This is a genomic window from Atribacterota bacterium (assembly GCA_028717805.1).
In the GTDB taxonomy this organism is placed as follows: domain Bacteria; phylum Atribacterota; class Phoenicimicrobiia; order Phoenicimicrobiales; family Stramentimicrobiaceae; genus Stramentimicrobium.
Genome location: JAQUNC010000011.1, coordinates 42,659 through 51,705, shown reverse-complemented (window position 1 = coordinate 51,705; position 9,047 = coordinate 42,659). Strand labels below are relative to the sequence as shown.

Below are 9,047 nucleotides of genomic sequence, written 5' to 3'. Positions count from 1 at the left end.
GGACGAATTCCATAAGGTAAATAGGTAGCAATGTATCCAATTAACAAAGCCCAGATAGTAGCATAAATAGGGGTACGGACAAAAAACCACATAAATCCAACACCAATAACAATACCTGGAAAGGAAAAAGATAAAAAACTTAAAGATTCTAAAATACCTGACATTTTTGTTCTAATTCTAACAATAGTATAGGCTACAAATATAGATAATATTACTCCCAGCGTGGCACCAAAGATACCTAGAAATAAGCTATTTTTCAAAGACAAAATAGAAATAGGATCTTTAATCACTGCATACCAATGGCGTAGACTCATCATGGAAAAAGCTCTGGCACTGGGAACCATGGTATAAGGTATTAGAGAGGTATAAATCAATACCAAAACAGGCAGTATTATCAGAACGAATAATATTAAACCTAAAACAAAGAACAAAGGAATTTTTGCTCTTTTCAGTTCAATGACTGTAGGGCGATAACCACGACTGGAAATAGTAACATATTTTTCGCTGGCAGCAGTTAAATATCGATATAGCAGGATAAGGACAAGAGAAGTTACCAGAACACTCATACCAATTGCTGCTGCCTTACCGTAATCTATAGCAAAGCCAACTGAAATAGTCTGATAAATATGAGTAGCCAGAACATATATTCTTCCAGGCATACCTATAACCGAGGGTACCGCAAAAGAAGCCATACAGCGGACAATACATAGTATGAAAGCAGCTAAGATAGCAGGTCTCAGCACAGGCAAGGTGATTCTGACTAAAGTCAGCCATGTATTTGCTCCGAATACCCTGGAAGACTCCTCCAGATTTACATCAAAGGAAGCCATTGCTGGGGCAATGATGAGATAAGCAATGGGCATATCTAATAATCCTTCTACCAGAATCATGCCCCAAAGGGAATAAATATTAAAAGGTGAATTCTCTAAACCAAAGACCTGTTTAAGCATTAAATTGAAAATCCCGTTAGATGGATTAAGTAATAATACCCAGCTGACTGAAAAAAGTATATGGGGAATCATCATGGGAGTTATTGAAATTACTCTGAATAAGAATTTACACGGTATATCGGTTCTGTTATTTAAATAGGCTAAAAACAGGGAAAGGAGAGTTGCCACTAAAGAAGAACCAAGAACAAAGATTACCGTATTATTTATAATTTTGGCAAAATCTGAATCAGTATAAGCTGCAATATATTTCTCCAGAGTAAAAGCGCCAAAAGCGCTCAGTCCTCTGGAAAAACTGCCTAAAATAAGCATTATTACCGGACACACGGTTAGAAAACCAACTATAATAATCAAAATGAGTGTTAACCTGGTACTTTTATCCATTATTTTACTCCATTATTTAATCCAAAACTAGCAGGCAATGTTCAGCACTTACAACGAAATCTACAGTATCACCTTTTTGCAAGGAACTTTCCGAGTCTATTCTTATCATTAAGCGTTCCTTACCAACTCTAATCTCTCCTTCATAAGCTTCTCCAATAAAGATCAAATTCTCTATCTGTCCAGTGATTATGTTTTGTTCTTCAGAAACCTTATCTTCTTTTAGATAGATGAATTCTGGTCTAATGCAAAGAATTACCTTGCTTCCCACTGGAAAATCTCTTTTCTGACAGATAAAGGTACCAAGTTCTGAATCAACAATGGTCTGGTCTTCCTGTTGAAATTTAACTGTCGCTTTAACAAGATTGGCTCTACCAATAAAATCAGCAACAAACTGGTGAGTGGCATTAAAATAGATCTGCTTGGGAGAGCCAATCTCAACAATATATCCCGAATTCATTACCGCAATAACATCAGAAAGAGCTAATGCTTCAATCTGATCATGCGTAACATATACAGCAGTAATTTTAAGCTCGCTCAGGAAGTTCCTTAACTCTTTCCTTGTCTCTTCTCTCAGTTTAGCATCCAGATTGCTTAAAGGTTCGTCAAAGAGAATAACCTTGGGTTCCGCTATTAAAGCCCTTGCTAAAGCAACTCTCTGCTGCTGGCCTCCAGAAATATTCGTAGCCGGTCTTTTTTCAAAACCTTCCAGCTTAACAAAGCGAAGAGTTTTCTCCACTCTTTTGCGTATCTCCTCTTTGGGGAAATTCTTAATCTGGAGCGGATAAGCAACATTATTATACACATTCATATGAGGCCAGATTGCATAAGTCTGAAAAACCATAGCTAATCCCCTTTTTTCAGTAGGCATATTTATTCCTTTTTTGCTGCACCAGACTATTTCATCACCTATTTTAATCTCTCCAGAATCCGGCGTTTCCAATCCTACGATACATCGCAGTAGAGTAGTCTTGCCGCAACCACTGGGACCCAGAAGAGTAAATATCCGATTACCGGGAATAGTAATGCTAATATTATCGAGTGCTTTAATAGTCTTCCCATCAGAATAGTAATATTTACTTAATCCTTTGATCCGGATTTCCACGGTCATCCTCCTTTATACATACCACCTTTTAGAGTTATTCAACAGTAAAAATCTGTTTAAACTCATTCCCCCATTGTTGAATTTCTTCATCAGAAAGTTCTCTAATGGCTAGAATTTCTGCCTTATCCATTCCCTCAATCGGAGGAAAGATGCCCGGAGCCAGAACATACTCACCCACTTCTTCAGCCAACATGGACATAGCTTCGTCAGAAAGCCAGTAATCCATAAAAGCCTTTGCTCCCTCAGGATTTGGAGCAGAGGAGGTCACAGCAATAGCTCTGGGAGTACCCATAAGAGGTTGCTCTACTTGTGCCCAATCCAAAGGTGCAGGTGCTTTGGTAATAATGTATTTGGGCATAGAAATTGCTATTAATTTTTCTCCACTTTCCACCGGTGCCGGTGTTGGTCCAAAAGAAGCCACAAACATTGGTTTGTTAGCAGCTAATCCTTTTAGAAAGTTCATCCATTCCTCCTCTGAGCTAAAAACATTCTCTTTAAGACCGATAAGCCAGGAAATGGTTGTAGGGTGTATGGCGGGATTGGCCATAACTATTTTATCTTTCCATTTTGGGTCAGCGAGATCCTCATAACGTTTTGGCACATCTTCCAGTTTAACCAATTCTTTATTATAAATAAGTGCCACATACTCTATACCAAACAGCTGAATCCCATCTTTACGTGTCCATTCCGGATAGACTGCAGCAATCGGTGAAGTATAGGATGAAATAACACCTCTTTCCTTCAATATTTCTAAAACAGGTATCGGTGCCTGTATTACATCTGCCAGCAGTTTTCCTACTTCAAACTCTGTCAGCACTGTAGCTAAAAATTTATCAGTAGAAATTCGGGTATACTCCCCTTTTATACCAGTTTTTACTTCAAAAGCCTCCATAATTGGTTCAATTGCCGTTATATTAGCATAAAAGGATACTTTCGATGCACCTGCTGTCATTACACAGATAAGTGATATTAAAAAAATTATACTTATAGTTAATTTTATTCTTTTCATTCTTAAATTCATCTCCTCATTTCTATTATTTTTCAAAAAATATTCCCTCGCAAGCGACTATAATTATTCGCCAATATTTCTATTAAAACTTTTCACTATCACCTCCTCCCTCTGCATCTCTGGGTTAAATTCTTGAAAAAAATAATTTATCTTCCCGCTTCCATGTTCAATACACCGGCTCCCTGCATTCTCCCCTCTTTTAGAATCAAGAGAGCCTCATTTATCTCTTCTAACCTAAATTCAGTTACCTCAGAAATTATTGGAATTTTAGCAGCCAAGGGTAAAAATTCTTCTGCATCTTGCCTGGTAACATTTGCCACGCTCTTAATCTCCTTTTCCTGCCACAATTGGGTAGTATAATCAAGTGGCGGTACCGGCTCTTCCTTTCGAATAGCATTTATCACCAATCGCCCACCTTTAGCCAGAACCTTTAAGGCTTCACCAATAGGTCTTCCAGCAGGGGTAAAGTCAATGGCACAGTTTAATGGCTCAGGAGGTGCCTCTCCAGTAACTCCAATCCACGATGCTCCTAATTTTTTTGCCAGTTCTCGATGCTTAATTTGACCGGGACGGGTAAATACAAATATTTTGCTCTCAGGGAATTTATAACGAGCCATCTGAATTACCAAATGGGCAGAGGCTCCAAAACCAAATAATCCCAGGACTTGCTCATCTTTCATGCCGGTTAAGCGTAAAGCACGATATCCAATTACACCAGCACAAAGCAAAGGTGCAGCCTGAACATCTGAAAAAAAAGAAGGTATCCTATATGCAAAGTCTTCTGCCACTACTGTATATTGAGCATACCCACCATTGGCACTGTATCCGGTCCATTGAGCCTGGTCACATAAATTTTCATAACCTCTTTTACAATAAAAGCATTTACCACAAGCCCAGTTTATCCAGGCTATGCCCACTCTATCTCCTATCTGATAACGACCAGCGGCTGGACCTGCTTTTTTTACCTGTCCTACAATCTCATGTCCTAAAATAATAGGTAGATGGGGAGGAGTAAGTCGACCTTCAATTTCATCCAGTTCAGTATGGCAAATCCCACAAGCCTTAACCTTAATTAAAATTTCTCTTTTCCCTGGTGAAGGAATTGGTACATCTTCTAAAATGAGTGAGCTTTTATTTATCGGCGCAATTTTCTTTAACAGCATTGCTTTCATAGAGTTTAATCCTATATAGCATTCTTTAGAATCCTCTTACTGATTATTCCTCATAGTATCTTAAACGGTTAACTTGTTTGCTAATATTTGCTAATACTTGATTTTAAATATAGTAAAATAATACTTAAGATTTTATAATATAATACAAAAAGTGGGCGGCCAAGCTTTTTATCAATGACCACCCGCTTTTTGTATTGCAAAGTTATTCTGCTGGGATGAGTAGTTCCTGTCCAGGCAAGATGAGTCTCGGATTAGCCAATTCATTAAGTTTGATAATTTTCTCCATAGTAGTGCCAAATTTTTGAGCAATCTTCCAGACAGAATCACCAGCAACAACAACATAAGTTTTAGGTGCTCCTAACTCAGCTAACCAATTTTCCTTTACTGGTGAAATAACTCCTGCTTTTTCTACTGCTTCCATCAAGGCATCTCTAATCGGCAGGAAAGTATCGTTTGTTTCAATAGCATTGGAAAAGTCATAATTATCTCCACCGGTAGCCATAAAATCATTAGTTACCACCGTATAGTATTTATCCATTTCCACTGGAGTACCATCTGCCAAAACCATACTGATAATTCGGTTTCCTGCTTCTGCCTTCTTATCATAAGTGACTTTTACTCCAGATATCTGAATCCATCCTACGTTTTCATTCATAATCCCATGCTCAATATTGGCTTTTACATCAGCTCCGGATAATTTCAAAACATAAAGCGTATTATCAAAAGGCATCACTTCATACAATTTACCTGCAGTAATCTTACCTGAGGGAATGGCAGTTCTTAAACCTCCGCCATTAGTCATGGCAATTTTGGCACCTACCTTCTCTTGCATAACTTTACATGCCCACTCACCTAACAGAGAAGGACCGGCATAACGGTCATGATCTAATTCAACGGTAGTTTCACCCAGTACTCTACCCAGAACTGGTTCTAATTCTGTCTCATACTTTTGATAAATTGCTAGTGTAGCAGGATCATCCTTAAGGGTATCGGCTCTTTCATAGAGATGATCAAGTGATGGTTCTGCCTTTACCAATTGATTATTTTCATCCAGAGTAAAGACAATCTTAGCGATAGTGCGTCCATTATAATAAGCTTGAACTACTGGTATACCATCAACCAATCCGCTAACAGTGGCATGGGTATGAGCTGAGATAACTGCATCAATTCCATCTACCTGACACAAATCTGCTGCTTCGCCGGTAATGCTCCCCTCCTTATCCTGATAGGACCCTAAATGGGTTAAGGCAATGACTAAATCTGCTCCTTCTGATTTCACTGTTGGAACCCACTGAGCTAAACTATCCAACGGATTTTTGAACTCATAATTTTCAACATTTTCCTTAAGGGTCTTGTAGGCGGTTTCCGGTGTAGCTAATCCTATAAATCCTACCTGAACTCCTGCTTTTTCTAAAATTACATAAGGTTCTGCCCATTCTACCGGTTCACCTGTTCTTTTATCATAAATATTGGCACAAACAAAGGTGAGATTACCATCTTCTGCCCATTTGGTAATCCTTTCAATTCCCCAATCAAATTCGTGGTTTCCCACTGCAGATAACTCAACCCCAATCTCTTTGAGAACAGCAGAAACCGGTTCACCATACAATAAATTGGACATGGCGCTTCCCTGATAACTGTCACCGGCTGAGACAATAATTGTTCCTTCAGGATTCTTGGCTTTCTCGGTTTTTAAAACATCGGCAAGCTTTGCAGCTCCCACATTTTTTCCGGAAGGAGTAAGACTACCATGAAAATCATTAAACGACAGTACCACAATTTCTTTTTCTGCTGCATAGATAAAGAATGTTGCACTCAGAATAATTAAGGATGCCAAAACCAATATTATCAACCTTCTGGATATTTTACTTTTAATAAACATTTTATTGAAATACCTCCTAAATTTTAATTCAGTCAATAAAGTTGACTTTAAAATTGTTTAAAATTTCCTTCCTGACCAGAAGGATACCTAAAATAAACCACCTCCTTTTCTCCATTTTTTCTGATTTTTTCTAACTCAGTCTTAAATTCAAAAAGGACAATAATTATTATAGTTTTCTTTTTTATTATAAAACTTTTTTCTCATAAATTCTATTTTACTTTCCTACTTTTCCTACTATTAGCGATATTGCTTAGATAAAATAATTCTAATAACATATTTTCTTATAACTATAGTAATCACTAGTAAAAATATATTCACATAGCAGGTGACCTCAAGAAGTTTGTTGCTGATGGTTAAAATAAGTATCAAAACGTTAAATAAAAAAGTTTCCTTTTAGTGAGATGATATTAAGTTAAGAAAATAATTAGTAATTCCATTCATTATGCCCAGAGCTAACTCCTTTTGATATTCTGATTGAAGAAGGTACCAGTTATCATCAGGATGCATCAGGAAAGCGGTTTCCACCAGAACACTCGGCACCTGAGGTCGCCTTAAAACAGTAAGATCAGGTCTTTGCCATACTCTCGCTCCGGGTAGTCCGGTCCTTTTTACTAAATTATCCAGAATAATTTCAGCCAATTTCTGATTGTAATTATAATTATAAAGGGTCATGTGTCCATGATAATTGATGGCATCTGCCCCTTCGGCATGAGCATTGGCATGAATACTGACAAAAAGATCAGCTTGCTGGGCAACAGCCATATCTATGCGTTGCTGTATATTAACATTTATATCTTGAGAACGAGTCATTATTACCCTGGCTCCTCTCTCTTCTAATAATTTTTGAAGGTATTTACTGATTTCTAATACTACATCTTTTTCATGAATATCACCTGGACCAATAGCCCCTAGGGCTTCTCCGCCATGTCCCGGATCCAGCACTATTATTCTATCTTTAAGCGGATTATCTTTAACAATATCTGGTAGTCTTCTTAAACTTATCACCAATTCTGAATCATCCCAGTAATAATTAAATCCTGCCAATAAATGATATGATGTAATATCTATAACCACAGCATCAATCGGCTGTTCTGAAAACAAAGGGGTAAGCTCTATAGCCTTAATAGAGGGGGCTTGTCCTTCTATAGCGATATTCTCACTTTGTTGCATACCATATAGCATAAGTCTCAATTGCCGTGGTTCATCTTCTATTAAAAATGGAATATGTTGTAGAGTATTAAAACGAACTTCTGCTTCTGTTTCAGTCTCTTTTAAGCTAATTTTAGAAAGAAGGGGCTGGCGTTCTCTTTCTTTATCTTCCATTTCTTGAATGTCATTCTGATGGATTAAAAAGTTTTCTGCTCCCAATTTTACCCGGTAATAATCTCCTGCACTACCGGAAATTTTAAAGCGAGTTCCAGCTAACAAATCAAAACTCATAACTTGAGTAAGCCAACCGTCTCCACCGAGAGTTGAAGCAGGATAACCAAATGAGTCTTCTCTAATGCGATATAATCTTGTCCTGTTGCCAGTAACCTCCACCTTACGAGATGGGATGCTAGAAGAAAAAATTACCTTACCTGGTAGCTCCCGACTTATCTCTTTACCTCTCCGCAAAGTAACAGTTATTACTTGAGCATCTGTCTTCCCGATAGAGGAAATGTCTTCTTTTTTCACTATATAACTCCCCTGGTAAATACCTTTTATTCCTAAAGTAGAGGATAAAATCTTTATCTCCTCCATTGGTATTTCTTTTAAATTATTTCCAATTCGAAATACCGCCTCAGCTCGGGGACTTCCCTGAATAATCACCCTTAATTGACTACCTTCTTCCAGTATCTGATTCTGCCTGGGCTGTACATTAAGAGGGTGAATGGCCAGTGGTTCTACAGGCATTTCCTGCCAGGACGGTTGATATATTACGGTTCTTTCTAGTGAGGTTTCTTCTCCATTGAGAGTAGCAGTAACCTTTATGGGAAACTCTACTCCTTCTGGCATTTCTACTAAGGTAAGGAAATTTCCACTTCGATAATCAAATTTCTCCACCCCTGCTCCATTAACAGATACTGTAACTTTCCGAGAAGGAGTCGTACAACCAAAAACAAAAATAGGATTTCCTCTTATCCTCTGTCCGCTCTGCACAGGATAGGCTACTTTTAAGAATAGTTTCTCCACTTTTTTCTGCCAGCCTCTCAGTTTTTCTAGTAGTTCTATGGAAAAGCCATCTTTATAAACTTCTCTAGCAAAAATCCTCTGTTCGGTAGCAGGCAATTTTTCAAGAAGATCAATAAATTCTTTTTCATATTCGTCTAAGTCTTGCAAAGAGGATAGATATATGGTAAAGATTGCCGGAAATTTACCTTCAATATATTCCCTTACCGGTACAGCAGTAGAAAATGATTCCAGACTCGTAGTTAAGGTCACTAATATAAACAGCAGTTTAAATAATATTATTTTTTTCATTATTCATTCCCAAATCCAAGCTCTATATAATTGTGCATCTTAATGTTCTCGTGAAATATAATTACCCATCTTCAATAATTTTCTCTCT

The 9,047-nt window shown here is 37.7% G+C and carries 6 protein-coding genes; all 6 read right to left on the bottom strand.

Annotation, left to right across the window (positions count from 1 at the left end; translation table 11 throughout):
• Positions 1 to 1,331 (bottom strand): iron ABC transporter permease (locus PHD84_04025; GenBank protein ID MDD5636974.1); only part of this gene is annotated, 1,331 nt, incomplete at its 3' end.
• 16 nt (positions 1,332 to 1,347) lie between these two features.
• Positions 1,348 to 2,439: an ABC transporter ATP-binding protein gene (locus PHD84_04020; GenBank protein MDD5636973.1), complete on the bottom strand. Its 1,092-nt coding sequence runs from the start codon at positions 2,437 to 2,439 to the stop codon at positions 1,348 to 1,350.
• Between the two features lie 28 nt (positions 2,440 to 2,467).
• Positions 2,468 to 3,442: an extracellular solute-binding protein gene (locus PHD84_04015; GenBank protein MDD5636972.1), complete on the bottom strand. Its 975-nt coding sequence runs from the start codon at positions 3,440 to 3,442 to the stop codon at positions 2,468 to 2,470.
• A gap of 146 nt (positions 3,443 to 3,588) precedes the next feature.
• On the bottom strand, positions 3,589 to 4,614 hold the full coding sequence (locus tag PHD84_04010) for a zinc-dependent alcohol dehydrogenase family protein (GenBank protein MDD5636971.1): 1,026 nt from the start codon (positions 4,612 to 4,614) through the stop codon (positions 3,589 to 3,591).
• 202 nt (positions 4,615 to 4,816) lie between these two features.
• Positions 4,817 to 6,496, bottom strand: coding sequence for a 5'-nucleotidase C-terminal domain-containing protein (locus PHD84_04005; GenBank protein MDD5636970.1), 1,680 nt, complete (start codon positions 6,494 to 6,496; stop codon positions 4,817 to 4,819).
• 393 nt (positions 6,497 to 6,889) lie between these two features.
• On the bottom strand, positions 6,890 to 8,959 hold the full coding sequence (locus tag PHD84_04000; GenBank protein ID MDD5636969.1) for an N-acetylmuramoyl-L-alanine amidase: 2,070 nt from the start codon (positions 8,957 to 8,959) through the stop codon (positions 6,890 to 6,892).
• Positions 8,960 to 9,047 lie beyond the last annotated feature (88 nt).